This is a genomic window from Streptomyces coeruleofuscus, assembly GCF_039532725.1.
In the GTDB taxonomy this organism is placed as follows: Bacteria; Actinomycetota; Actinomycetes; order Streptomycetales; family Streptomycetaceae; genus Streptomyces; species Streptomyces coeruleofuscus.
On the sequence record NZ_BAAASE010000006.1, the window covers coordinates 523,696 to 548,534 of the forward strand.

General features: G+C 69.5%; 28 protein-coding genes. 14 read left to right on the forward strand and 14 right to left on the reverse strand.

Translation table 11 applies throughout. The features are described from left to right. Window positions 1-2 precede the first annotated feature (2 nt). Together ABFX81_RS25970 and ABFX81_RS25975 are read right to left on the reverse strand one after the other, a co-directional pair. Window positions 3-257 carry a MoaD/ThiS family protein gene (locus tag ABFX81_RS25970; protein WP_010036212.1) on the reverse strand — a complete coding sequence of 85 codons (255 nt, stop codon included), beginning with the start codon at window positions 255-257 and terminating at the stop codon, window positions 3-5. 38 nt (window positions 258-295) lie between these two features. Continuing rightward, window positions 296-1,147 carry an alpha/beta fold hydrolase gene (locus tag ABFX81_RS25975; protein ID WP_086849280.1) on the reverse strand — a complete coding sequence of 284 codons (852 nt, stop codon included), beginning with the start codon at window positions 1,145-1,147 and terminating at the stop codon, window positions 296-298. A gap of 174 nt (window positions 1,148-1,321) precedes the next feature. Here ABFX81_RS25975 and ABFX81_RS25980 point away from each other — a divergent pair, with 174 nt between their 5' ends. The 6 genes from ABFX81_RS25980 (at window position 1,322) to ABFX81_RS26005 (ending at window position 6,982) form a co-directional block, all read left to right on the forward strand. Beyond that, window positions 1,322-2,101, forward strand: a complete 780-nt coding sequence (locus ABFX81_RS25980) for a winged helix-turn-helix domain-containing protein (protein WP_086849282.1) — start codon at window positions 1,322-1,324, stop codon at window positions 2,099-2,101. Between the two features lie 146 nt (window positions 2,102-2,247). Continuing rightward, window positions 2,248-3,270 carry a substrate-binding domain-containing protein gene (locus ABFX81_RS25985; protein ID WP_086849284.1) on the forward strand — a complete coding sequence of 341 codons (1,023 nt, stop codon included), beginning with the start codon at window positions 2,248-2,250 and terminating at the stop codon, window positions 3,268-3,270. A gap of 122 nt (window positions 3,271-3,392) precedes the next feature. Further along, window positions 3,393-4,388 carry a S1C family serine protease gene (locus ABFX81_RS25990; RefSeq protein WP_346138725.1) on the forward strand — a complete coding sequence of 332 codons (996 nt, stop codon included), beginning with the start codon at window positions 3,393-3,395 and terminating at the stop codon, window positions 4,386-4,388. A 25-nt stretch (window positions 4,389-4,413) separates the two neighbouring features. Beyond that, window positions 4,414-4,725, forward strand: a complete 312-nt coding sequence (locus ABFX81_RS25995) for a hypothetical protein (protein ID WP_346138726.1) — start codon at window positions 4,414-4,416, stop codon at window positions 4,723-4,725. A gap of 56 nt (window positions 4,726-4,781) precedes the next feature. After that, window positions 4,782-5,519, forward strand: coding sequence for a response regulator transcription factor (locus tag ABFX81_RS26000; RefSeq protein ID WP_059418760.1), 738 nt, complete (start codon window positions 4,782-4,784; stop codon window positions 5,517-5,519). Beyond that, window positions 5,516-6,982 carry an ATP-binding protein gene (locus tag ABFX81_RS26005; RefSeq protein ID WP_086854845.1) on the forward strand — a complete coding sequence of 489 codons (1,467 nt, stop codon included), beginning with the start codon at window positions 5,516-5,518 and terminating at the stop codon, window positions 6,980-6,982. The genes ABFX81_RS26000 and ABFX81_RS26005 overlap by 4 nt, the downstream gene beginning before the upstream one ends. A gap of 76 nt (window positions 6,983-7,058) precedes the next feature. Here ABFX81_RS26005 and mshD read toward each other — a convergent pair whose 3' ends face one another. After that, entirely contained in the window at window positions 7,059-7,985 is a 927-nt protein-coding gene (gene mshD / locus ABFX81_RS26010; protein ID WP_086854844.1) for a mycothiol synthase, read from the reverse strand. Between the two features lie 143 nt (window positions 7,986-8,128). Between mshD and ABFX81_RS26015 the strand changes: the two genes are divergently transcribed. From ABFX81_RS26015 to ABFX81_RS26025, 3 genes are all read left to right on the forward strand, one after another. Continuing rightward, on the forward strand, window positions 8,129-9,949 hold the full coding sequence (locus ABFX81_RS26015; RefSeq protein ID WP_346138727.1) for a bifunctional metallophosphatase/5'-nucleotidase: 1,821 nt from the start codon (window positions 8,129-8,131) through the stop codon (window positions 9,947-9,949). Between the two features lie 58 nt (window positions 9,950-10,007). Continuing rightward, a complete protein-coding gene (locus ABFX81_RS26020; protein WP_346138728.1) occupies window positions 10,008-11,288 on the forward strand; it encodes an LmeA family phospholipid-binding protein in 1,281 nt (426 codons plus the stop codon). 148 nt (window positions 11,289-11,436) lie between these two features. Further along, the gene (locus tag ABFX81_RS26025) at window positions 11,437-12,459 is read left to right on the forward strand and encodes a glycoside hydrolase family 5 protein (RefSeq protein WP_346138729.1); all 1,023 of its coding nucleotides are present in this window, start codon (window positions 11,437-11,439) and stop codon (window positions 12,457-12,459) included. Between the two features lie 57 nt (window positions 12,460-12,516). Here ABFX81_RS26025 and ABFX81_RS26030 read toward each other — a convergent pair whose 3' ends face one another. The 4 genes from ABFX81_RS26030 to ABFX81_RS26045 all read right to left on the reverse strand — a co-directional run bounded on the left by ABFX81_RS26030 (window position 12,517) and on the right by ABFX81_RS26045 (window position 16,141). Further along, a complete protein-coding gene (locus tag ABFX81_RS26030) occupies window positions 12,517-14,577 on the reverse strand; it encodes a pectinesterase family protein (protein ID WP_086854363.1) in 2,061 nt (686 codons plus the stop codon). 102 nt (window positions 14,578-14,679) lie between these two features. Further along, window positions 14,680-15,528, reverse strand: coding sequence for a hypothetical protein (locus ABFX81_RS26035; RefSeq protein WP_086854364.1), 849 nt, complete (start codon window positions 15,526-15,528; stop codon window positions 14,680-14,682). A gap of 110 nt (window positions 15,529-15,638) precedes the next feature. Then, window positions 15,639-15,920 carry a hypothetical protein gene (locus ABFX81_RS26040; RefSeq protein WP_086854365.1) on the reverse strand — a complete coding sequence of 94 codons (282 nt, stop codon included), beginning with the start codon at window positions 15,918-15,920 and terminating at the stop codon, window positions 15,639-15,641. Continuing rightward, entirely contained in the window at window positions 15,917-16,141 is a 225-nt protein-coding gene (locus tag ABFX81_RS26045) for a hypothetical protein (protein WP_086854366.1), read from the reverse strand. Before ABFX81_RS26045 ends, ABFX81_RS26040 begins: the two co-directional genes overlap by 4 nt. Window positions 16,142-16,281: 140 nt before the next feature. On the opposite strand from ABFX81_RS26045, the gene ABFX81_RS26050 reads away from it, so the two are divergent. The 3 genes from ABFX81_RS26050 to ABFX81_RS26060 are packed head-to-tail and all read left to right on the forward strand — an operon-like array spanning window position 16,282 to window position 17,542. Beyond that, window positions 16,282-17,112: a Scr1 family TA system antitoxin-like transcriptional regulator gene (locus ABFX81_RS26050; RefSeq protein WP_086854373.1), complete on the forward strand. Its 831-nt coding sequence runs from the start codon at window positions 16,282-16,284 to the stop codon at window positions 17,110-17,112. After that, a complete protein-coding gene (locus ABFX81_RS26055; protein WP_086854367.1) occupies window positions 17,109-17,303 on the forward strand; it encodes a DUF397 domain-containing protein in 195 nt (64 codons plus the stop codon). Before ABFX81_RS26050 ends, ABFX81_RS26055 begins: the two co-directional genes overlap by 4 nt. Then, window positions 17,300-17,542 (forward strand): DUF397 domain-containing protein, encoded by a 243-nt coding sequence (locus tag ABFX81_RS26060; protein ID WP_086854368.1) that lies wholly within the window; start codon window positions 17,300-17,302, stop codon window positions 17,540-17,542. Before ABFX81_RS26055 ends, ABFX81_RS26060 begins: the two co-directional genes overlap by 4 nt. A 5-nt stretch (window positions 17,543-17,547) precedes the next feature. Here ABFX81_RS26060 and ABFX81_RS26065 read toward each other — a convergent pair whose 3' ends face one another. Further along, window positions 17,548-18,087 carry a hypothetical protein gene (locus ABFX81_RS26065; protein ID WP_346138731.1) on the reverse strand — a complete coding sequence of 180 codons (540 nt, stop codon included), beginning with the start codon at window positions 18,085-18,087 and terminating at the stop codon, window positions 17,548-17,550. Window positions 18,088-18,368: 281 nt separating this feature from the next. Between ABFX81_RS26065 and ABFX81_RS26070 the strand changes: the two genes are divergently transcribed. Further along, window positions 18,369-18,614, forward strand: a complete 246-nt coding sequence (locus ABFX81_RS26070) for a hypothetical protein (protein WP_346138733.1) — start codon at window positions 18,369-18,371, stop codon at window positions 18,612-18,614. A 172-nt stretch (window positions 18,615-18,786) separates the two neighbouring features. Here the strand turns inward: ABFX81_RS26070 and ABFX81_RS26075 are convergent, their stop codons facing one another. The 5 genes from ABFX81_RS26075 to ABFX81_RS26095 all read right to left on the reverse strand — a co-directional run bounded on the left by ABFX81_RS26075 (window position 18,787) and on the right by ABFX81_RS26095 (window position 23,410). After that, on the reverse strand, window positions 18,787-19,176 hold the full coding sequence (locus ABFX81_RS26075; protein ID WP_346138734.1) for a hypothetical protein: 390 nt from the start codon (window positions 19,174-19,176) through the stop codon (window positions 18,787-18,789). Between the two features lie 4 nt (window positions 19,177-19,180). After that, complete coding sequence (locus ABFX81_RS26080) at window positions 19,181-20,536, reverse strand: hypothetical protein (protein WP_346138735.1); 1,356 nt, start codon at window positions 20,534-20,536, stop codon at window positions 19,181-19,183. Between the two features lie 686 nt (window positions 20,537-21,222). Beyond that, window positions 21,223-22,152, reverse strand: a complete 930-nt coding sequence (locus ABFX81_RS26085) for a LysR family transcriptional regulator (RefSeq protein WP_086854371.1) — start codon at window positions 22,150-22,152, stop codon at window positions 21,223-21,225. A 131-nt stretch (window positions 22,153-22,283) separates the two neighbouring features. Next, window positions 22,284-22,718 (reverse strand): TIGR03618 family F420-dependent PPOX class oxidoreductase, encoded by a 435-nt coding sequence (locus ABFX81_RS26090; RefSeq protein ID WP_086854372.1) that lies wholly within the window; start codon window positions 22,716-22,718, stop codon window positions 22,284-22,286. Beyond that, complete coding sequence (locus ABFX81_RS26095; RefSeq protein ID WP_346138736.1) at window positions 22,715-23,410, reverse strand: NAD(P)-dependent oxidoreductase; 696 nt, start codon at window positions 23,408-23,410, stop codon at window positions 22,715-22,717. Before ABFX81_RS26095 ends, ABFX81_RS26090 begins: the two co-directional genes overlap by 4 nt. Before the next feature lie 76 nt (window positions 23,411-23,486). Here ABFX81_RS26095 and ABFX81_RS26100 point away from each other — a divergent pair, with 76 nt between their 5' ends. Continuing rightward, window positions 23,487-24,125 carry a TetR/AcrR family transcriptional regulator gene (locus ABFX81_RS26100; RefSeq protein WP_346138737.1) on the forward strand — a complete coding sequence of 213 codons (639 nt, stop codon included), beginning with the start codon at window positions 23,487-23,489 and terminating at the stop codon, window positions 24,123-24,125. An 84-nt stretch (window positions 24,126-24,209) separates the two neighbouring features. On the opposite strand, the gene ABFX81_RS26105 is transcribed toward ABFX81_RS26100, so the two are convergent. Then, window positions 24,210-24,827, reverse strand: a complete 618-nt coding sequence (locus tag ABFX81_RS26105; protein WP_346138738.1) for an ABC transporter — start codon at window positions 24,825-24,827, stop codon at window positions 24,210-24,212. Window positions 24,828-24,839: the final 12 nt, after the last annotated feature.

Here is a 24,839-nt window from a genome sequence, read left to right on the forward strand (position 1 = left end):
GCTCACCCTCCTGCGAACGGCGGGAGCACCTCGACCGTGCCGCCGTCGGCCAGCCGTACCGTCTCATGTCCGCGGGTGCCCACGGGATCACCGTCCACGAGGAACGAGCACCGCCGCAGCACGCGCTCGAGTTCGCCGGGGTGCCGCTCACGCACCCCGTCGAGCGCCTCGGCGAGCGTGGCCGCCTCGTACGGCTCCTCGGCCACCCCGGCCGCGGCCTTGGCGGCGGCCCAGTAGCGCACCGTGACCTTTGGCATCTGCTTCCTCGATCTGCTTGTCGGTGAACTCCGTCAGGCTAGCCCGCCCGGGCCACGACCCACTCCCCGATCCGCCCCAGCAGTGCGTCGCTCGCCGCGTTCTCGGCATGCCCCATGCCCGGTTCCAGCCACAGTTCGCCCTGGTCGGCGGCGGCCGCCGCCAGCATGCGGGGGTGGTCGACGGGGAAGTAGCCGTCGGCGTCGCCGTGCACGATCAGCAGGGGCGTGGGCGCGATCCTCGGCACCGCCTCCACCGGCGAGAGCGGGACCGGGTCCCAGTCCCGGTGGTGGATGCGGGTACGGAACCCGTAGCGGCTCACCACCCGGCCCTCCGGCCGCGTCACCAGCCAGTGCAGCCGGCGCATGGGGGCGGTCCCCCTGTAGTACCAGCGGGCCGGGGCGCTCACCGACACCACCGCGTCGGTCTGCCGTGGGTGCAGCGCCGCATGCCGCAGCACCACCGAGCCCCCCATCGAGAACCCCACCGTCCCCACGCGCGCGTGCCCGAGCTCCCGGGCCCACCGCACCGCCGCCGCCACGTCGAGCACCTCCCGGTCCCCGACCGTCGACCGCCCACCGGACGCCCCGTGGCCCCGGAAGGAGAAGGTGACGACGGCCCCGAACCGGGCCAAGGCCCGCGCCACCCGCCGCACGTGCGGCCGGTCCACGGCACCGGTGAAGCCGTGGGCGACGACGAACACGGGGTGATCGGCAGATGTCCGGGAGGCGTCGTATACAACCGCACCCGGGTCGTATACGGCATCGATCGTCACACCGTCGGACGTGCGCAGAAACGTCCGCAATTGCGTCCGCACAGGCGTTCCCCGGGTCGTCTCGGAGTGCGGACGAACGGTGGAACGCGCCACATGACCTGCCGGACCAGAGCTCATGTGGGCTATTCTGCTTGGCAGAGGACTCGGGCAGCGTAGCCCCCGGGTCCTTTTGTGCTTTCGGAAGCGTTGTATACGAGGCGGGAAACCGCAGGTGTACGGGGCCTTCGGGATCGCAGAGCCAAGTGCTGTACCAACAGACGTCCTCGCAGGGACCGAGGAGGAACCAGACGTATGAGTTCTCTGCTGCTCCTGACCAACGCCCTCCAGCCGTCGACGGAGGTGCTCCCCGCCCTCGGCCTGCTCCTGCACAACGTGCGGGTGGCCCCCGCGGAGGGCCCCGCCCTCGTCGACACCCCCGGCGCCGACGTCATCCTCGTCGACGGCCGCCGTGACCTGCCGCAGGTCCGCAGCCTGTGTCAGCTGCTCCGCTCCACCGGCCCCGGCTGCCCGCTCGTCCTCGTCGTCACGGAGGGCGGCCTCGCCGCCGTCACCGCCGACTGGGGCATCGACGACGTCCTGCTCGACACCGCCGGCCCCGCCGAGGTCGAGGCCCGGCTGCGGCTGGCCATGGGCCGGCAGCAGATCGTCAGCGACGACTCCCCGATGGAGATCCGCAACGGCGACCTGTCGGTCGACGAGGCGACGTACTCCGCCAAGCTCAAGGGCCGCGTCCTCGACCTCACCTTCAAGGAGTTCGAGCTCCTGAAGTACCTCGCGCAGCACCCCGGCCGCGTCTTCACGCGCGCGCAGCTCCTCCAGGAGGTCTGGGGCTACGACTACTTCGGCGGCACCCGCACGGTCGACGTGCACGTACGGCGGCTGCGCGCCAAGCTCGGCCCCGAGCACGAGTCGCTGATCGGCACCGTCCGGAACGTCGGTTATCGATTCGTTACGCCGGAGAAGGTGGAGCGCGCCGCCGAGGAGGCGAAGGCCAAGGCGGCCAGGGAAAACCCGGACAACGGAGACGAGTCGGCTGTTTTGGACGCCGCCGAGGCGCGTACCAAGGCGTAAAGAGGCGTATGGCGGTGCCCGCCTGGGCATCGCTTTCCGCACGGAGCGCGCGGGCGGGCGCCGGACGGCGGCCGGAATATCGTACGGAAGTACGGAAGCTCCTTTACGCCCTGCCCAGAGCCGGTATATCCGCGTAGACTCCGCGCGTGGCCAAGGTGACTCGGGATGATGTGGCGCGACTGGCAGGGACTTCCACTGCCGTGGTCAGTTATGTCATCAACAACGGACCCCGGCCGGTCGCCCCGGCCACGCGCGAGCGTGTCCTCGCCGCGATCAAGGAACTGGGGTACCGCCCCGACCGGGTCGCGCAGGCGATGGCGTCCCGGCGTACGGACCTCATAGGCCTGATCATCCCGGACGCCCGCCAGCCCTTCTTCGGGGAGATGGCGCACGCGGTCGAGCAGGCCGCCTCCGAGCGCGGAAAGATGGTGCTCGTCGGCAACACGGACTACGTGGGCGAACGCGAGGTCCACTACCTGCGCGCCTTCCTGGGCATGCGGGTCTCGGGCCTGATCCTCGTCAGCCACGCGCTCAACGACCTGGCCGCCGCCGAGATCGAGGCCTGGGACGCCCGGGTCGTGCTGATGCACGAGCGGCCCGAGGCCATCGACGACGTCGCCGTCGTCACGGACGACCTGGGCGGCGCCCAGCTCGCCGTGCGGCACCTGCTGGAGCACGGTTACGAGTACGTCGCCTGTATGGGCGGCATAGCCGAGACCCCGGCCGTCGGCGACCCGGTCTCCGACCACGTCGAGGGCTGGCGGCGCGCGATGGACGAGGCCGGCATCTCCACGGAGGGCCGCCTCTTCGAGGCCCTCTACAACCGCTACGACGCCTACCAGGCCGCCCTGAAGATCCTTTCCGGCCCCGAGCGCCCGCCCGCGATCTTCTGCTCCACCGACGACCAGGCGATCGGCCTGCTGCGGGCCGCGCGCGAACTGCGGATCGACGTGCCCGGCGAGCTGGCGGTGGCCGGCTTCGACGACATCAAGGAAGCGGCGCTGACCGACCCGCCCCTGACGACGATCGCCTCGGACCGTTCGGCGATGGCGCGTGCGGCGGTGGACCTCGTCCTCGACGACGGTGTGCGTGTGGCGGGGGCCCGGCGGGAGCGGCTGAAGGTGTTCCCGTCGCGGCTGGTCGTACGGCACTCCTGCGGCTGCGCGTAGCCCCTTCCGGGGGCCTTCACGGCCCCCTGCCGTGGCGCCTTTATATCGGGCATACGAGGTTCTGTCGGGCTTCTCAGGGAGGACTCAGGAAGCTCTCATGGTCGGGCTCCAAGCTCTGAGACATGACCGAGAGCTTCCACCGCAGTGGCGAGTACGAGAACCCCTACGAGGGTCAGCAGCAGGCCCCGGTGAACCCCGAGTGGCCGCCTCCGCCGGCGTACACCCCGGCACCCGCTCCGAAGAAGCGCAACCGCGGCACCGTCGCCCTGCTCGCCGCCGTGGCGATCGTCGCCGCGGCGATCGGCGGCGGCACCGCCTACGGCATACAGGAGCTGACGGGCAACGACACCGTCGCCGCCAGCTCCACCAGCACCAACGTGGTGCCGTCCAGCCAGAAGGGCACGGTCGCCGGGGTCGCCAAGGCGGTCAGCCCCAGCATCGTCGAGATCAGCGCCGACTCCAACGCCGGTTCCTCCACCGGCTCCGGCGTGATCATCACCAGCGGCGGCGAGATCGTCACCAACAACCACGTCGTCTCCGGCGCTTCGCAGATCAAGGTGACGACCAACGACGGCAAGTCGTACTCCGCCAAGGTCGTCGGCACCGACAGCAAGAAGGACCTGGCGCTGATCAAGCTGGAGAACGCCTCCGGCCTGAAGGCGGCCACGCTCGGCGACTCCTCCGGCTTGCAGGTCGGCGACCAGGTCGTGGCCATCGGCTCCCCCGAGGGCCTGTCCGGCACGGTCACCAGCGGCATCATCTCGGCCCTCGACCGTGACGTCACGGTCCCGACCGACGAGGACCAGGGCCAGCAGCAGTCCCCGCAGGGCGACGGGTGGCCGTTCGAGTTCGGCGGCCGGCAGTTCAACGGCGACACCGGCTCGGACACCACGACGTACAAGGCGCTCCAGACCGACGCGTCCCTCAACCCGGGCAACTCCGGCGGCGCGCTGATCGACATGAACGGCAACATCATCGGGATCAACTCCGCGATGTACTCGCCGGCGGGCGCCGCCTCCTCGTCCTCCGACGCGGGCAGCGTCGGCCTGGGCTTCGCCATCCCGGTCAACACCGTCAAGGCCGACCTCGCCAAGCTGCGGGCCGGCGCCACCGACTGAGTGCCTTCCGAGCAGGAGTACGGCGATGATCCAGCAGGTTCCGCACGCGGTGCCGGGGGCCGACCCGGCGGGGGTCGCGCTGGCACTGGCGGTGGCGTCCGAACTGCACGCACCGGCACCGGCGTCGGTCTCGGCATCGGCATCGGCATCGGCATCGGCGACGCGAGCGCCCGAGGTGGCCGCGGCCGAGGTCCGGCCCGCGCGCAAGGGCGCCGCCCGCCGGGCCGCCGCCGCCCGTCGCCCGTCGCCGCAAGGTACGAGGCTGAGCCGGGGCCGATCTGCGGCCGATCCGGGCCTGGTCCTTCTCCCGGCCCGTCCCGCCGACGTGCGAGGCTGAGAGCGTCCAGCGACACCCTTCCCGCCCCTCCCCACCACACCCGAGGACCCCGACCCATGAGCCCCGCAGACGGCGACCGTGACCCTCAGCGCATCCTGATCGTCGACGACGAGCCGGCGGTACGCGAAGCACTCCAGCGCAGCCTCGCCTTCGAGGGGTACGGGACCGAGGTCGCCGTGGACGGGGCGGACGCGCTGGAGAAGGCCGCGGCGTACCGGCCCGACCTGGTCGTGCTCGACATCCAGATGCCCCGCATGGACGGCCTGACGGCGGCGCGCCGCATCCGCTCCACCGGCGACACGACACCCATCCTGATGCTGACCGCCCGTGACACCGTCGGCGACCGGGTCACGGGACTGGACGCCGGGGCGGACGACTACCTCGTCAAGCCCTTCGAACTCGACGAACTCTTCGCCCGCATCCGCGCCCTGCTGCGCCGCAGCTCCTACGCGGCGGCCGTCGGCGCGGGCTCTCCGGACGACGAGGACGTCCTCGCCTTCGCCGACCTGCGCATGGACCTCGCGACACGCGAGGTCACCCGGGGCGGCCGCCCGGTGGAGCTGACCCGCACGGAGTTCACCCTGCTGGAGATGTTCATGGCGCACCCGCGCCAGGTCCTCACCCGCGAGCAGATCCTGAAGGCGGTCTGGGGCTTCGACTTCGAGCCGTCGTCCAACTCCCTCGACGTCTACGTCATGTACCTGCGCCGCAAGACCGAGGCCGGTGGCGAGCCGCGCCTCGTCCACACGGTGCGGGGTGTGGGCTACGTGTTGCGGCAGGGCGGCGCGGAGTGAACAAGGTCGTACGCCGGTTCCGCTCCCTGCCCATCCGGTCCCGGCTGGCGCTGCTGGTGGCGGCGGCGGTGGCGTTCGCGGTGGCGGCGGTGTCGGTGACGTGCTGGTTCATCGTGCAGGGGAAGTTGTACGACCAGGTGGACGGCGACCTGAAGTCGTCGTTCCGGACCCTTCAGGCGGAGGACTTCGACGCGCTGACGAAGACGTGCCCCCAGAAGCCCTCGAACACGCTCGGCGGGGCCCCGCGCCCGCAGACCTACGCGCAGGTCGTCAGGGCCGACGGCAGGGTCTGCCTGTTCAGCAACCTCATGCCCCAGGTGAAGGTCACGAGCGGCGACAAGGCCGTGGCCAAGGACCCCGACCCCACGACGGCCAGGCTGCGCAACGGCACCGACAGCGACGGCAACTCGGTGCGGGTGCTGACCACGGCGGTCGTGGTGAAGGACGGGCCGTTTCAGCAGGGCGTGGTCGCCGACTACGCGCTGGTCATCGCGGTCCCCCTCAAGGGCACGGAGTCCACGCTCAACGAACTGGCGCTGATCCTGCTGCTGGTCTCGGGCGTAGGGGTGGTGGGCGCCGGGGCAGCCGGGCTCATGGTGGCCCGGGCCGGTCTGCGACCGGTCGACAAACTCACGGAGGCCGTCGAGCACGTGGCCCGCACGGAGGACCTGGACGTCCGCATCCCCGTGGACAACGCCGACGAAGACGAGGTGGCCCGCCTCTCCCGTTCCTTCAACTCGATGACCTCGGCCCTGGCCAGCTCCCGCGAGCTCCAGCAGCAGCTCATCGCGGACGCCGGCCACGAACTCCGCACACCGCTCACCTCCCTGCGCACGAACATCGAACTCCTCACCCGCAGCGAGGAAACGGGCCGCCCCATCCCCGAGGCCGACCGCAAGGCGCTCCTCGCGTCGGTGAAGGCGCAGATGACGGAACTGGCGGCGCTCATCGGCGACCTACAGGAACTGTCCCGCCCGGACACCGGCCAGTACTCGGGCCGAGCGCAGATCGTCGCCTGGCACGACGTCGTCGACTCGGCGCTGCGGCGGGCGCGGCTGCGCGGCCCGGAGCTGACGATCACGGCGGACGTCCAGCCGTGGTTCGTGCGCGCGGAGCCGTCCGCGCTGGAGCGGGCGGTGGTCAACATCCTCGACAACGCGGTGAAGTTCAGCCCGGAGGGCGGCACGATCGAGGTGCGCCTGTCCGAGGGTGCCCTGACCGTCCGCGACCACGGCCCGGGCATCCCCGACGACGAACTCCCCCATGTCTTCGACCGCTTCTGGCGCTCACCGAGCGCGCGGGCGCTGCCCGGTTCGGGCCTCGGCCTGTCGATCGTGGCGCGCACGGTGCAGCAGGCGGGCGGCGAGGTGTCGCTGTCCCACGCCGAGGGCGGCGGCACGGTGGCGACGGTACGGCTGCCGGGGGCGGCCGTGCCTCCGCCGGAGGACCCTCCTCGTTCGTGACGTACCGGTTCCCGCCGCCTCCCGCGTGACGGCAGGCGCTTGAGGTACGCCGTCGGCTCCCCGGAGGTCGGCGCCGTCACGTTTCCGTGCGGTACATCAGATCCACCTCGTGCGTCACGAACCCCAGCCGCTCGTACACCGACACCGCAGCCTTGTTGTCGGCGTCGACGTACAGCATCGCGGTCGGCACCCCCTGGTCCGCCAGGTGCCGCAGGCCGATCGTCGTGAGGGACTTGCCGAGGCCGCCGCCCTGGGCGCCGGGGGCGACACCGAGGACGTACACCTCGCCCAGGCCCTCCTCGGCGTGGACCTTGGTCCAGTGGAAGCCGATGAGTTCGTCGCCGCGGAAGGCGAGGAAGAACCCCGCGGGGTCGAACCACGGTTCGGCCTTGCGGTCGTCGAGGTCCCGCTGGGTGAGGGAGCCCTGCTCGGGATGGTGGGCGAAGGCGGCGGCGTTGACGGCGAGCCAGGCCGCGTCGTCCCGGCCGGGGACGAAGGCGCGGACGGTGACGCCCTCGGGGAGCACCGGCTCGGGTGCGTCGAAGCCGGTCAAGGGGCGGCGCATCTGGCGCAGTTCGCGGAACAGGGTCAGGCCGAGGACCTGCGCGAGGTGCCGGGCGGCGGAGTGGCCGCCGTGCGCCCACACCCGCAGCCGCTTGCCGGACGCGGCCAGCAGCGCGGAGCCCAGCGCCCGCCCGTGCCCGTGGCCCCGGTGCCCGGGGTGCACGACCAGTTCGGCGGCCGGCGGCTCCACCGGGTCGGTGTCCTCCAGTTGGGCGTACCCGACGAGTTCGCCGTCGACGGTGAGCAGCAGATGGGCCACGCCCTCCCGTTCGCCGCCGCGCAACTGCAACCTGCCCTGTTCGGAGACCGCCTGCTGTCCGTCGGTGCCGGCGGCATCGGCGAGCAGGGCGAGGACGGCCTCGGTCTGCTCCTGGGAGAGCGCGGCATATGTGTCGATCGAGCGGGTGCGTCCGGGCCGTGCGGTGTCGTCGCTGGTCATGCGTACGAGGGTACGGGGGATCGCTGGTAAATCGGCGGCAAGAAGCAACCAGGATGTGACCCGAAAGCTCTGTCGCGCTACGCGCGTTGACTCTAGGCTGCGCCGGACGACATCACTGTCCCAGCAGAACCACAGGGGGGCGTATGCCAGCCACTTCACCGGCACCGGCGCACCAGGAGCGCCACAGACGCCGCAGGAACCGTCTCGTCGCTCTCGCCGCCGGTGTCGCCACCGTCGGCGCGCTGGCCGCGGCGACGGTGCCCGGGTCGGCGTCGGCCGGCGAGAACCACGGCGGCGGCCACTGGCCGGGCCGCTACCAGGACGTCCAGCTGCTGTCGTTCAACGACCTGCACGGCAACCTGGAGCCGCCCACCGGCTCCTCCGGCCGAGTCACCGAACACCAGCACGACGGCACGACGAAGACCATCGACGCGGGCGGTGTCGAGTACCTCGCCACCCATCTGCGTCAGGCCCGCCAGGGCGAGAAGTACTCCATCACCGCGGCCGGCGGCGACATGGTCGGCGCCTCCCCGCTCATCTCCGGCCTCTTCCACGACGAGCCGACCATCGAGGCGCTGAACAAGCTCGACCTCGACGTCACCTCCGTCGGCAACCACGAGTTCGACGAGGGCGCCAAGGAGCTGGCCCGCCTCCAGAACGGCGGCTGCCACCCCAAGGACGGCTGCTACTCGGACCAGAAGTTCCAGGGCGCCGACTTCCCCTACCTGGCCGCCAACGTCCTCGACGAGAAGACGAAGAAGCCGATCCTCAAGCCCTACTGGGTGTGGAAGAAGAAGGACGTCAAGGTCGGCTTCATCGGCGTGACCCTGGAGGGCACCCCGGACATCGTCTCCGCCGAGGGCGTCAAGGGCCTGTCCTTCAAGGACGAGGTCGAGACGATCAACAAGTACGCCAAGGTGCTCCAGAGGCAGGGCGTGAAGTCGATCGTCGCGCTCATCCACGAGGGCGGCTTCCCGGCGTCGACGTCGTACAACTACGACTGTGACGCCCCGGGCGCCGGGGACGGCATATCCGGCCCGATCGTCGACATCGCCAAGAACATCACGCCGCAGGTGGACGCGCTGGTCACCGGCCACACCCACAACGCGTACGTGTGCACGATCGACGACCCGGCGGGCAAGCCCCGCATGGTCACCTCGGCCGCGTCCTTCGGCCGCCTCTACACCGACACCACGCTGACGTACGACCGGCGGACCGGCGACATCGCCCGTACGGCCGTGAAGTCGGCGAACCACGTGGTCACCCGGGACGTCCCCAAGGCGCCCGACATGACCGAGCTGATCAGCAAGTGGAACACCCTGGCGGCGCCCATCGGCAACCGCGCGATCGGCCACATCTCCGGCGACATCGGCAACACCGGCACCGAGTCCCCGCTCGGCGACCTCATCGCCGACGCCCAGCTCGCCCACGGCAAGCAGCTCGACCCGGAGACGGACCTGGCGCTGATGAACCCCGGCGGCATCCGGGCACCGCTGACGTACGCGGCCAAGGCCGGTGAGGGCGACGGTGTCGTGACGTACGCCGAGGGCTTCACGGTCCAGCCGTTCGCCAACACCGTGAACCTCCAGGACTTCACGGGCGCCCAGCTGATCCAGGTGCTCAAGGAGCAGGTGACCGGCCCGAACGCGGCGGCGCCGAAGGTCCTCCAGGTGTCGTCCGGCCTCACCTACACGCTGGACCTCACCAAGTCCGGCGCCGACCGTGTGGTCACGGACTCGGTCAAGCTGAACGGCGCGGCCATCGACCCGGCGGCCACCTACCGCGTCGCGACGAACAGCTTCCTCGCGGGCGGCGGCGACGGCTTCCCCACGCTCGGCCAGGGCACGAACGACGTCGTCGGCGCCGACGACCTGACCGCGCTGGAGCAGTACCTGACGGCCAACTCGTCGGCCACGAACCCGCTGGCCCCGCCGAAGGCGGACCGTATCGCGATCGTGAAGTAAATCGCATACAGGGGATTCAAGTTGCGGCCAGGGGCGGTGCGCATGGTCGGATGAGACGATGCGCACCCCCCACCGCATGGACATGCAAGACCCGCCCCACGACCGCACCGAGCACCCCCACGCCCCCTCCGAACAGCCCCGCAACCTCCACGAGCAGCCCCGCAACCCCTACGACGAACTCGCCGCACTCGACGACGGCCCGCTGGAGGAGACCCCTCTGGAGGACTTCCTCGGCGAGGACACCGAGCGGCGGGACGAGCAGGAACCTCAGTGGGCGCCGCCCGACCACCGCCGTGGCGGCCGGCGTCGGCGGAATCGTTTCGCCGGGCTGCCGCTCGCGATGAAGGCGGTGGTCGCGCTGGTCGTACTCGCCGCCTTCGTCGCCCTCGGCGACCGCTGGGCCGTGCTGTACGCCGAGCACCGGGCCGCCGACACGCTCAAGGACCGGCTCGACCTCGCGGCGGCGCCCGAGGTGGAGATCGGCGGGTTCCCCTTCCTCACCCAACTCGCCGACAAACGGCTGGAGTCGGTGAAGGTGACCGTGCCGGACGTCGCCGCCGACCGGGTCTCCCTGGCGAAGGTGTCGGCCACGGCGCACGACATCCGGCTGGAGGCCGACGGGCTCACGTCCGTGCGCGGCGCCCACGTCCCCCGGTTCGACGGGGACGTCCTGCTGTCCTTCGAGGATCTCAACCGCGAACTGGGCGCCTCCCAGGTGACGTTCACCGGCGAGGGTCGCGACCGCGTCCGGGCCCGCGGCACCCTGCCCGTCGCCGGACACGACCTGCGGCTGCGCGCCGAGGCGCGGATCCAGCGGCAGGGCGAGCGGGGCATCGCCACGGAGATCGGCGGGATGCGGCTCGACATCGGCGACCTGGCGACCTACCGCCCCGGCACCCGCCCCGCCGAGGGCCTGCACCTGACTCCCAAGGGGAGCGCCGACCTGTCCCGGGAGACCCGCAAGGCCAAGGCGCTGCTGTCGGTCCCGGCCATCGTGCAGCGGATGGGCGTGCCCGAGGCGACCGTGCGCGAGGCCCTCGCCGACGACGGCAAGCTCGCCGAGCTGACCGGCTCCCCGAAGTTCGCGCGCCAGGCCGAACGCCTCAACCTCATCGACCTGGCCCTGGACAACCCCGAGGTGCTCCGCCGCCTCGGCCTCGACCCCAACCTCCTCGACGAGCTGTCCGGCCTGACCCGCCCGGTCCTGGCCGACCGGCTGGCGCTGGCGTTCGAACTGCCCAAGCCGGAGCAGGGGGACGTACGGCTGGACGACGTGCGGGTGGAGGAGGACGGCATCCGGGTGCGGGTGTCGGGCTCGGGACTGACCGTGGGTTCGTAGCCTCGCGCCTCCGCAACCTACGTTCCTGATGAGATTTGGTGTGCAGATGTGTTGACCTCTGTTTGAGTTCTCTTCTAGCTTGCGGGTGCCAACGAGCCGCCGATCTGCATGCGAGTTCCGCGGACGCAACTGCTCAGAAGGGGACGTCGTGTCACGAAAGACTCACCGGGGGACAGCAAGTCTGGGGGCGCTGCTCGCCTGCGCCACGGCATTCGGCGGGGCCCTCGCCTCCCCCGCAGCCGCCTCCCCCACCGCCCCGCCGCCCGTCAGCGACTTCAAGGGCGTCAACTGGGCCGACCCGCGCGACAACTACGCCGACGACGCGGTCGTGCCCTCGGGCCTGTCCACCTCGGACGGCTACGCCACGACCTACGCCAAGTCCAGGGCGATCATCGGCGGCTTCTCCAAGCTGGGCGCCAACACCGTCCGCCTCCCGGTGAACCCGACCTCCGTGAACGGCCCGTTCTGGAAGTCGTACCGGGGCGCGATCGACGCCGCCACCGCCAAGGGCTTCAAGGTCATCCTGGGCTACTGGGAGGCCGACAACGCCAAGGACGGCAAGATCGACAACCAGGCCTCCTGGGACCAGATGTGGGCGCGGATCACCTCCGCCTACGCCCGCAACTCCAAGGTGTACTTCGAGCCGATGAACGAGCCGTTCGGCTACACCGCCCAGGAGTGGACCGACATCGCCGCGAAGTGGGTGACCACCCACCGCAGCGTGCCCCGCGACCGGATGCTGATAGGCGGGTACAAGTACAGCGAGGACGTCAAGCCGGTCTGCGCCGACCCGCGCCTCAAGGGCACCCGGATCGCCCTGCACAACTACGGCTTCTGGCACACCGACTGGACCAGCGTCGACCAGTGGAAGGCCGACTTCAAGGAGCGCATCGGCGACTGCGCCTCGCGCACGATCCTCGACGAGTTCGGCGCCTCGATGACGACCGGCCTGGACTACAACGGCCCGGTCAACGGCTCCAACGAGGTCGCGTACATCCAGGCGGCGACCGACACCATCCGGGAGCTGGGCCTCGGCTCGGTCTACTGGCCCGGCCTGCGCAACGGTGACACGTACTCGCTCACCACACTCCAGGGCACGGGCACGAACCTCAGCCTGACGGTGAACAACCAGAGCGGTTTGGACCGGCTGCACTACGCCTGGAAGCAGTAAGGGTGGTGGCCCTTCCGGGTCCGGCGCCGCTCGTCAGCCGGACCCGGAAGGGAGCCGTCAGGACGCCGAGGGCGTCCAGCCCGCGAGCCAGTCCGCGACCTCCTGGTTCGCGGCCTGCGCGTCCGTCAGGTGAGGACGGTTGGTGCTCGCCGCACCCGCGCCCGCACCGGTGTTCTTGTACTCGGCGAACCGGTCGTCCTTCCAGGAGAAGCCGCTCATGTCGGTCCACGGCGTGGACTTGATCGCGGCACTCAGGCTGGTGTTGCGGACCGTGGTCTGCGGGTCGAGCGAGGCGTCACCGCCCGCGTGCCAGGGCCGGCCGAGGTAGAAGCTGCCGCCCGACACATCGCCGTTCACCGTGGAGTTGGCGATCAGAATGCCCTTGCGGTTGGCGGCGGTGCTCGGGGCGGTGACGTAGCCGGCCGAGGTGCCGTCCCAGCGCTTCTTCAGCGTGATGACGGACCTGTCGACGACGGCCGTGGCCCGTCCGAAGATGAAGTCGACGTTGCCGATCACGTAGGAGTTGCTGACGTAGACCCGGCCCAGCCGGTCCTTCGCGGCGGTGTCGAGCAGCAGCGTGTCCTGGTCGCCGCTGACGATGATCCCGTCCAGGAACACCTTGTCGGCGGCGGTCCGCAGGGCGACGGCCTGGTGCCCGCTGAGCTGCTGGTTGGCCTTCTCGTCGAAGTCGTTGGAGATGGTCAGGTTGCGCGCCTGGAAGTCGTCGGCCTCGACGGCGACGGTGGCGCTGCCGCCCGTGCCGTACGTGCCGCCGCCGGGCTTCGGCGTACCGGAGGCGTTGTTGTAGACGATCGTCGTGTCCTTGCGGCTGCCGCCCGTGCCCTGGATGGTGACGTGCGGCTTGTTGGACGGCACCTTGACGAGTTCCCGGTACGTCCCCGGCTTGACGGCGATCACGACCCGCGACGGGTTGTTCGCCGGTACGGCGTTCACGGCGGCCTGCACGGTCGTGTACTGCCCGCTGCCGTCCTTGGCCACGGTGAGGGTCGTCGCGGCGGCGGCCTTGGTGGAGGCGGCGGCGGTCGTACCGATGGAAGCGCGGGGCCCGGCACCGGACTTGAGGATCGACGGAAGGTCGGCGGCCTTGTCGAGGGTGTAGGGGTAGTAGGCCTTCGGATCGAAGGCGGTCCCGCCGCTCTCGTTGCGCCCGCTGGTGCCGGAGAAGGAGTTCCCGCGCTGGACGATGGCGGCGCCGCTGTCCTTGATGACGGGGTTCTTCACGCCCTGGAACAGGGAGTTCTCCAGGACCATCTTCGTCGCGCCGCGCGAGTAGTTGCCGTACGACGACTTGATGCCGGTGCCCGGGGCGTCCTCCAGGAAGTTGTTGTAGAGGTGCGCGTGGGCGGCGTTGTCGGTGGACGGGTTGCGCTGCTCGGTCTCGCGGATCCAGTTGTGGTGGATCGTGATGTCCGTCTTGACGTTCTCGGTCCAGCCGATGCCGAAGGTCTTGTTGTTGTCGCTCAGCTTGTTCCAGGAGACGGTGACGTTCGTGCTGTCCTTGCGGACGTCGATGAGCCCGTCGGCCATGTGCCGCAGATCGTTGTGATCGATCCAGACGTGATGGGCGCCGTCCATCTGGATCGCGTCGAAGTCGTGGTCCTTGTCGTTCCAGACGCCCTGGTACGAGTCCCGGATGGTCAGGTTCCGGATGATCACGTTGTGCACGCCCTGGCCGAGGAAGAACCCACCGCCGACGATGTGCCCGGAGGTCCCGGACCCGACGATGGTCTTGTCGGACTGCACCTTGATCTCTTTGCCGACCGGGTTCATGTTGATGGTGCCGGCGACGACGATGACGTACGGCTCGGCGGCCGTGGCGTACTTCTCCAGGTCGGCCTGCGTCTTCACGGTGACGGTCTTGCCGTCCCGGCCGCCGTACGTTCCCTTCTGACCGAGGGAGTTGACCGAGGCGAACCCGTCGGCGGTGTCGGCGGCCCAGGCCGGGGCGGCGGCGGAGGCCTGCTGGGCGGTGGAACCGAGGACGCCGAGGTCGGTGCCGTAGGCGAGGGTGCCGGCGGCGGTCAGGGCCAGCGGCACACCGACCGCCAGGGCCGTGCGGCTTCTGCGGTGCCGGGGCTTGCTGCGCAGCTCACTCATGCGGCGAATCCGTTCCGTGCGGGGGGATGATCCGGGGGTGGGTCGCCGCCCCGCACGGAAAGGTTGCCGCGCCGTGCGTATGTTCCTTACTGCGTATGTCTCCTACTTCACGCAGGAGTTGGGGTCGAGCTTCTCCTCGATCTTGTCCTCGCGGCCGTCGGGCTGGCCGCTGGGGAGGAGCTTGTCGGAGATGCCGTCGATGTAATACCCGTGGGAGTAGATGGTCTGGTATCCCCGGTCACGCCAGCTGTGCACGGTGCGGTCGCCGTCGCCCTTGTCCCACTGGTAGTCCTCGACATGGAAGACGGGGTTCACGCGCACCACGCGCTGGTACGGCGTCCAGGTGACGGCGACCTGCCGGCAGGGCGGGATGGTCTTTTCACTCCGGGTCTCGAACTTGGACTCCTTCTCCCAGCCCCACTCGTAGCCGGCACTGCCGCCGACGGTGCCGGAGAAGATGCTCTTGGCGAGGGAGAGGCTGATGGTCCCGCCGACGCTCTTCCTGGCGAACGTCTTGGTGCTGTAGCTGCTGACGAAGGTCTCCTTGTCATCGGCGGAGCCCTTGTTGCCGATCCACCGGGACGTGCGGACGGTGTCGCCCTTGATGGACCAGGTCGAGGCCTCGGCGTACCCGCACCAGCCGCGGAACAGCTCCCACGGCCCGGCGGGCTTCCACAGCCCGAAGACGTCCCGCAGGTATTCGTCCTGGGTCTTGAACTCGCCGGTCTCGACGTTGAGGGCTCCGTAGACGCCCGTCAGGCTGGCCTCCTGGTTGCAGAGGCGCTCGATCATCCGGTCGGTGTCACCGGGGTCGACGCCCCGGATGTTGGTCGCCCCGGCGGGCCCGGCCGTCGCGGTCCCCGCGCCGGCCAGCAGACCGGATACGGCGAGGGCGGTGGCAGCGGCAACGACGCCGCATTTCCTGAGAGTTGACTTACGAATGAGACGCATGGGGGTCGCTCACTCCTGTGGGGTTCTGTTACGGCGGTGAAGATGCCAGAACAGGCACAGGAGTTTGCAGTACTGGTGAGTACGACAGGACATCGACAGCTGGTCGGCCTTCATGTCCTGCTTTGTCGGACGTCGCCCTCGCGGCTACGACTGACCGCGACACGTAACACGTCCCCCAGGGACTCCACCGCCCTTGTCAGCGCGAAACGCACGGCGCGTTCACCGGCCTTGGGGTCCCCGAGTACGGCCTTGGCGCCCGCGAGGACCTGCTCGGCGGAGGCGAGTTGAGCGGCCTCGACGTCGTCGGCGAGCCGTGAGAGGAGGCTGTCGGGGTCGCCGGTGGAGAGGTAACAGGGCTTGCCGTCGGCGCCGGTCCAGGGGAGCAGCCTCATGCGAAGACCTCCACGGTGTTGAGGTACGGCCGTACGAGGGGGGTGTCCATGACCAAGGGCTCCTCGACGTCGAAGGGGCGGGCGGTTGGGGTCGGTGGGGAGTGAGGGATGGCCGACGACCATCGGGCCGGCGTCGCCCGGTGACGCCCTCGGGCGGGCAGCAGGATCCGCACGAGGAGGAGCAGGACCGACTCGCAGAGTTCGGCGATACGCAGGCGCACGGAAGTGTCCCTTCTCAGGGCAGGCGACAGGGGTGTGACGAGCGGTGATTACCGTTCGTGCCTTCATCGTCACTGGTCGCGCGTACGCTGCGGAAGGGGCCAGGTGTTGTCTGGCGCTCCAGGCAACGGTGAGGGGTGACGTGGGCGAAGTGGTTGACGGGGAGCAGGAATCGGGGCGGGCGGTGTTGGGACGAACCCTTCGGTTCCTGCGGGAGAAGGAGGGCAAGTCGCTGGGCCAGTTGGCTGACGAGACCGGGTACGACAAGAGCTATCTGAGCCGCCTGGAATCGGGAGAGCGGCTGTCCAAGATTGCGGTCATGGGGGACCTGGACAGCTATTACGGGTCCGGTGACCTATTGGTGGGCCTCTGGGCGTTGGCCCGGCTCGACGCCTTCAAGAACAAGTACAAGAGGTTCATGGGGCTTGAGGCCACGGCCCGGGTCATGCACAAGTACACGCCGAACGTGCCTGGTCTGCTGCAGACCGAGGAGTTCGCCCGTGAGGTGTTGTCTGACTCCCAGGCAACGGACCTTCAGGACACAGAGGCGGTCGAGGAACAGGTGGCCGCCCGCCTGGGACGACAACTCCTGCTGCGCAGGCCTCCCACGCCAAACGTCCGCTTCATCATCGACGAGTTGGCATTCCGCCGTCCCGCCGCAAGCCCGGAGGTGTGGCGTGGCCAGTTGCAGCACATCGAGGACGCGGCCCAGTGGCCCAACATCGCCATTCAGGTGCTGCCGTTCTCCGCCGGCATTCACCCCTTCATGGCAAAGGGGTCACTCACCCTGCTGTGGCAGGAGGACGGCAGCGCCGTGGCCTATACGGAAGGTGACAGCAGCGGTCTGTTGATGGACGATCCAGAGGACGTTCTGCACCACCGTTTGTCCTACGATCTGCTGCGGGATCTGGCGCTGTCCCCGTCGGACTCGCTGACGTTCATCAGGGACGTACTGGAGGAGCACCGATCATGAAGCTCACCTGGCGTAAGTCCAGCTACAGCGACGGGGGCGACAACAACTGCCTGGAGGTCGCCGACGGTCACCCCGGGATGGTCCCCGTCCGCGACAGCAAGCAGTCGGACGGCCCGATACTCGTGTTCAGCGCGAACCCTTGGACGTCGTTCTTGGCCGGCGTCAAGGACGAAAGCTCCATGCGCGTATGACTTGGGTAGCGAACGACAGGATCGCTGCCGGGAAGGCCCGCTCGGTCAGGGACGCCAACGCGTCGTTGTGGCGCAAGTCGTCCTACAGCGACGGGGGCGCCTCGAACTGCCTCGAAGTCTCCGACAACCACCCCGACATCGTCCCCGTCCGCGACAGCAAGCAGCCGCACGGCCCGATACTCGTGTTCAGCGCGAGCCCCTGGGCGTCATTCCTGACGTACGTCGCCAAGAGCTCGTAACACGATCAAGGGCGTCTGAGGCGCCGCCTCCAGATGAGGTCGCCGAGCTCGGCGTCGTGGCCTGCCTCGCCTTCCAGCGGTAGGCGGTCGCGGTAGTACTCCGATTCCAGCCACTCCTCCATCACGAGGAGCGGGCATGACAGGCGTACGTCCTCGACCTCCTGTGAGCGTAGAAGCAGCCCTAGATCGGTCAGGGAGAGGGAGCAATCGGGGGTGTACAGCAGGCAGCTCCCGTGCTCGTCGGCGTAATCGAGGAGGAACTGGTGCGCCTGCTCGGGATCGCGGCCGGCCAGCGCAAAGCCAGCAAGAAAGACCTGCGGACCCGTGACCGCATCCAGGGCAATGCACGCCACCTTGCCCGCGTCGTAGAACACCTTCACGCCGTCGGCGAAGTCTTCCTGCCCGTAAGGGCCGCCCACCCGCTTCTGTGGCTCAGAGATTTGTATCGCGTCGGCCACCTCGGTCGGGTTCATCCCCAACCGCAGGGGCCCCAGTCCGGCTCCGGGCAGCAACTCCCAGCGCTCCCGTTCCTCGCTCAAGCTCACGTTCTCCGCCCCTTCAACTCGGCTAACCGTATCCGTCCTTGTGGCTGGCCTCGCTGCGAGGCCAGCGCTCAAGGTGCCACCTGACCTGCTCGACCTCTAAGACGTCATCTCATGGAGGACCTCTCCAGGGGCGGGCCTTTGTCACCTGGTCCGGGCGCAGTTGCCGCTTTTTCCGTTCGCCCCTGCAGCCCGGAATAGCTCTGCATGGAGGTGTTTCCGTTATGACGAAACCTGGCGAGCAGCAAGCGTCAACGGGGTCCCGCTCCCGAACCATGTGGGATGTGTACTGCCCCGAGGAAGACCTCGCCGTCCTCATGCTGTACGACAGCCAAGAGGACGCGGCCGAACACAACGCTCAGTTCACTCCCCCACACACGCCTGGGGCCGTGGTGCACACGCCCAGCGACGAGGACCCGCCGCACCTCACTGAAGCTCAGCGCGAAGCGTTCAATCAGAACGAATACTTCGCCGAGTTGGAGAAGCACAGCCGCTCGGTACGCGAGGACGGCGGAAGCACGCCTGCGTGACGCGAACTACGATCCTGGCGGTCCTCTGTATTGCTATATCTGCACGTGCGGCAGTTTCCTTTCATCTGACGACGATGACGTTGTGTGTCAACGGGACTTCTGCCGGCACACTGATATGCAGCATGCCTGAGTACCGACGGCGCACGCTCTGCAGGGGCTGTCTAGCGATTCCCTAGAACAGGGCATTCACGCTTTCCTGAATCGTGGTCACGTCTGCCGCAACCGCAGCGGTCGCGTGGACACCAGGGGCTATGAAGCCCAGCCAGCGTAGGAGGATGTTACGGCGCGGCTCGTCACGGGTTAGTTCCGCCTGCACCTGTTCGGCGGCCACGACCAGTTCCGCTCCGTCCTCGTACTGCTCCTCGTTGCGGCGGAGTTCGTCCAGCAACAGGCCGACCGCAGTGCGCAGTTCCGTGACGGCCTCGGCGTGCTGGGCCGACGTCTGAGTGCCGGACACCGTGGCATGCCCCAAAGCGACCATGCTCTGCTCGATCCGCACATCCCGGCCGGCCTGGATGCCGCTGACGTGTCCCGCCTCCCTGTGCGCCCCGTGATCCGACACCACGTCACCTCTGTTTCGGCGGCTGCGGGTTGTTCCACTGACGGCCGGCGCCTCCGGCACGCACGGTGGAACCCTTGATAGAGATGTCGCGCCCCGCAAACAGACCGGAGTTGTAGATGGAAGTCTGCCGCTGTATCAGGTCCCTGGAGTCGATGTTGTGGTCCTCCAGGAACTGCACGAGGGCGTCCAGAACACGGTGCTCGATCGTCTTGGCGTACAACTCCCGGTCCAGCGCCTGGAAGTACCGGTAGAAGAGCCGGTCGCTTGCCTCCTCCCGGAGACTGAACTCCGCGCCGTAGTCGAAGGACCGCAGGCGAATCCAACGCTCCTGTCGGCGTTGTGCGCGGCGCCTGGCGAGCGGCGCAAAGAGGTCCCCGAGGATTGCGAAGGGCGCACGGATCAGCAGGATCGGGGTGCGTACGCCGGCCTCGGCAACCAGCTGGCACCACTGCCGGAATGTGGGGGAATCCAACAGCCTGTCCACAGTCCGGTACTTCTCCCGCACAGGCGTGAGCAGACAGGTGCTGCCCTCGATGAACGCGGTGTCGCGGCCGGACAGCAGCGCGCATCTCAGGAACAGGGTGCTGACCAGTTCGCCGCTCCAACCGGTGACCCGGATCGCCAGATAGGGTCGGGCGCGGCTCTTGCCGTCCTCACGGAGCTCGCGCAGGAGGGCATCCGAAACCTGCGCACCAGGCGGTCCGGCCAGGTTGCGCAGGACCTCGCCGCGGGTGCGGTCGTCGATTCCGATCAGCAGGTCGGACCCGTTGACCAGGAGCACATCGGATATGTCCATGCCGGGCAGCTTGAGAGCACCGACCCGGGCGGAGATATAGGCGTTGAGCTCGTGGATGGTGAACGGGATGACCTGCTTGCCTGTCTCGGGACGTCCGGTGTTCAGGGCGAACGACCAAGTTCTGTAGGTCTCTCCATGCCCGACGAAGGGCTCGAAGCGCGAGGAGACCATGACGTTGCCGCGGTCACGGAGTTCGATGGCCTCAAGGCGAGCAGCATCCTGGGCCCCTGGTGGGCGGGGGGCGTACTTCGGGTCGAAGTTCTCCCGCTTCAACTTCCGGGAGACGACGCCGTAGTGCACTGACAGCAGCTCGGTGGCCACGACCACCCAGCCCACGAGCAAACCCAGGAGAAGAGATGCTCCGAAGGTGAACGGCAGAGTGATCACCATGACGAGCAGCAGGAGGAGGAGTATGACGTCCCGCCGCTGCTGACGGGCGTGGGCGGCCAGGGCGTGTCGCAACACGCAGCCGAGGTCCACGCCGGGTGAGGCGGCGGCGGCACGCCGCGGCTCGTGCACGATCCGGGCCACCGCCTTGCGAGCGAGCCCCATATCGGTGTGCATCGCGGCGCACAGGTACCGGGTTACGTCATAGGAGAAGTGCGGGGGTGCTCCCTCAGCGGACGGCGGCTGCGGGAGGGGAGACGGAGAAACCGGCGTACGCGCCGTATCGGGCGCGGGCCGGGCGGGCCGCGTGGGTGGCGGAGGAACGGGTGGGCGGCCGCGAGGTGCGCCGCCGTGTGGGTCGACGGACGGGTTCATCGCTTCTGCCTTAGAGAGTCGTTCGAATGCGCTTCATGCGCACATACTGCGTGTGATAGGCAGATCACCCGGGCATTGCCCACTTTACTCCGATTTACACACTTTGCGATTCCTGCGAGAACGTGGGTCACAGGAGACCAAGCAGGTCTGCGCCGGACACCCCGCGTACCGCGCTGGCAAAAGGTCCGCAGTTTGTCCAACGTGGCTTGCCAGGCACGCCAGTACTCGGTGGAATCCGGTGACGCTGGGCCGCAGCTCGCATTCGAGGTCGGACATGGCGGCCGCGTTCAGAACGGTCGCGTCGATGCCGGACGGAGGGTCGGATCAATGTCGGACGGAGGAGAACTCAGCCGCGCCACAAACGGGGCCACCGACGCGTGAGCGTTCGGCCGTAGGCTTCGTGAGTTGAGAGCGGCTGCTGGCCCGACCGCCAACCTACTGACCCGAATAAGATGGCTTCTTAGAATTTCAGGGCCGAGCTGCTCAGGTCACTCCGCCCACGCCGGTTTCCAGACCTCCCCCTCGGTCAGCCGCGGGCGCGTCGCCAGCAGGTGGGCGCGGAGTGCTGCCAGGCCGGGATGCGGATTGTCCGTGCGCCAGAGGAGGGAGTGCGGGTAGACCGGGGTCGGGTCGCACACGGGGACCAGGCGCAGGTCGTGGTCGGCCGGCCAGACGAGCGGGGTTCGTTCGCTGAGGAAGGTCGCCAGGGTCGGGGAGCCCGCGATGGTGTCGAGGAGGGCCTCGATGCCGAAGTTGGGGCCGATCGTGTCGATGGACGGGCCGAAGGTCCCGGCGAGTTCGTCGTAGTAGGCCGACCATTCCGTGCCGGGTGCGTTGCCCGGCATCCAGATCCTCTGCCCGGCCAGTTGCGCGGGTGTCACCGAGGCGGCGCGGGCGAACTCGTGGTCGGGGCCGACGCACAGGCGCAGTGGCTCGTCCAGGACGGGTACGGCCTCGATGCCGTCGGGGAGCCGGCGCCCGGGCATGGTGACGGCACGGAACGTCGCGTCGACGGACCCGTCCCGCACGGCGGCCACCGCCGTATCCGCGTCGAAGAGCGTGACGACGTCCAGGGGGATCTCGGGATGCGCCCGGTGGAAGTCCCGTACCAGCCCCGCAGTGGCGGCCCGGCGGCCCAGGACGTCCACCCGCAGCGCGCGCTCCCCGGGGCGCACCGCTGCCACCGCCCGCTCCTCCGCCTGGAGCAGGGCCCGGGCGTGCGGCAGGAGCACCTGCCCGTCGATGGTGAGCTCCGCGCCGCGCGGCGTACGCACCAGCAGCCGCACCCCCAGGTCCTTCTCCAGCGCGGCGATCCGCTTGGAGACCGCCTGCTGGGTGAGCGACAGGTCCACGGCGGCCTTCTGGAACTGCCCGGCATCGGCGATCGCGACGAAGGCCCGTACGGCTTTGAGGTCCACGGCGACATGGTAGGGGCAACAACCTGCAGTTGTTGTTCAGAACGGGCCGGGTGCTTAATCCAACGAGCATCTAGCCATTTTCACGCGGAGACATCGGGCTCTTCGTCCATCTGTACAACCAAACGGAATACTCAATGCTCGACGTCGCCCAGATTCCAGCGATTGAGACTGAGGCTCAGGAAGCGGTTGACGGCGATCTCGATGACGACCAGATCCAACGGGGCGGGCGGGGCCGTGCCGTAGCGATCGGTGTAGCGACGGACCGCCTCGGCCAGGCGCGCGGGATCGTCGGTGACAGTGGCCCGGCCTTCGAGGGTGACCCAGCGGAAGCCGTCCGCCTGACAGAGCGCGATACGGGCCGCCGGGCCGCCCGCCGCCACGTTCCGGGCCTTGCGGGCTCCGGCCCGGGTGGTCACCCGGACCAGGCCGGTGTCCGCGTCAAAGGTGAAGCGGACCGGGGTGACGTGCGGGCTGCCGTCGGGACGGAGGGTGGTGCAGGCGGCCGTGTGGGGGCTGGTGAGGAACGCCCGTGTGGCGGCCGGGAGTTCGACGGTCGCCCGGCTCACTTCTTCTTCACGCCCTCGTGCCAGATCAGCTTGGCGATGTTCGGCTTCACAGCCGTGGTGATGACGCCCATGGCCGTACGCACGTACCGCCGTTCCTCAAGCTCGCGCAGCATGCTCGCGGCGAGGTCGGCTCGGGCGGTGAAGACGCCGTCAGCGCTGGTCTCGGCGGCGTGGTAGTCCGTGACGACGGGGTGCTCGAAGAGGCCCGAGGGGCGGACGAGGGTCCAGTCGAGGTCGGCCCGACGGATCACGGCCTCCATGCGGCGCATGTCCTCGTGGAGGGTGCGGCCGAGGCGTCGGTTCACCAGCGGATCGAGGACATGGTTGAAGAAGTGCGCGCCGGTGGGACGCCAGTTCGGGTCGGCGATGCTGGAACTGACGGCGAGGAACCGCTTGATGCCCTGGCGGGTCATGGCCCGGGTGATGGCCGTGGCGCTCGCCGAGTACGTGGTGATGGTCTCCTTGCTGAAGCGCGCGCCCAGCGCGGACAGGACGGCGTCCGTCCCGGTGATCGCGGCGTCGACGGCCGCCGGATCGGTGGCGTCGGCGACGGCCACGGTGAGGCCGGGCCGCTCGGAGGTGAGGGAGCCGGGGCGACGGGTCACGGCGACGACCTCGTGGCCGGCGGCGATGGCCTGGTCGGTGAGGTGGCGGCCGGTCGGTCCGTTGGCGCCGAAGACTGCGATACGCATGGTGTCGGGTCATCCCTTCGTGTGGTTCCCGGAATGCCCTTGACTGTGCCGATCACGAAACGCAGGCTCAACGCTGATGAATAACGGCGCCCCTGCCCCCGCCCGCACCCGAGGCCGCCCCCGGGGCAACCCGCCGACCCGCGAGTCGATCGTCTCGGCGGCCCATGCGCTGTTCCTGGAACGCGGCTACCGGCGCACCACCGTGCGCGCGGTGGCCGAGGCCGCCGAGGTCGACCCGGCGCTGATCGCGTACCACTTCGGCTCGAAGAAGGGCCTGTTCGCGGACGTGATGCAGTTCCAGTGCGCCAATGCGCTGACGGTGGACGACGTCTTGGACGGCGACCCGGCCGCCCTCCCCGGCCGCCTGATCGACGCGGTGACGGACCTGTGGGAGGACGCCGACTTCCTCCAGCTCACCGCTCAGGGCGGCGAGGCCGCCGAGGTGATCCGCGAATACCTGGAACGCGAGCTGCTGACCCGGCTTGTTGAATTTCTCGGCGGCCGGGACGCGACCGCCCGCGCCACGGCTGTGGTGACGATCCTCGGCGGCCTCATCTACACCCGCTACCTCAATCCCCTCCCCACCCCCGCCGCCCTCACTCCGTCCGAGACCCGCCACATCCTCACCCCGGCACTGCGCGCAGCTCTGGCCCCGAGGCCGCGCACCGCGACAGCCACCGGAGCAGGCCGCCGAGGCTCGCCGGCCTCCGGCTGAGACGTCCGTCCGGCCTTGACCACCTCAGCGCCTCCGGGTGCGGCTCCCCTCTGCAGGCAGCGGCCCGGTCACCCCCGGAGCATGTCACCGCCCCCGCACGACCGGCCATGCCCACCGCCGCAACGGCTCCACCGCCCCCAGCGCCCCCACCAGCACGGCCCCGGCCAGCAGCACCGCCCACCGGTCGTGCGCCGCCGCCCACCGCTCGTCCTCCACCGGCACGAACAGCGCCCACCGCCCGGGCCAGCACACCATGGCCAGCACCGCCGAGGTCAGCAGGCCGGCCGCGACCCGCGGTCCGGGCCGCGTGACCTCGGTGAAGCGCACAGCGACCGCCGCACCGGCCACCGCCAGGGCGAACGCCGCCCCGGCCTCCAGCGTGACGTCGGCGACCGGCGGCCGTAGCTCCGGCGGTACGAGCAGCAGGGCCGCGGTCCACCAGGCCGCCGTGGCGGGGACGACGAGGACCACCCGCAGCGCGACGCGGACCGGGCGCGGGGTCGGCACGGTGGCGGTGGTGTGCCGGGCGGGGTCGTCCAGGAGGAAGACCAGGCCCATCGCGAAGGCCAGGACCGCGGCCCGCAGCAGGTGCAGGGAGAGCCGTTCGCCCGTCTCCCCGGTGATCCGGGTGAGCGCGGCGAGCAGCAGTCCCGCCCCGCCGGCCGTGCCGACCACGCCCCATGGCAGGGTCCGGCCGGCCATGAGGACCAACTC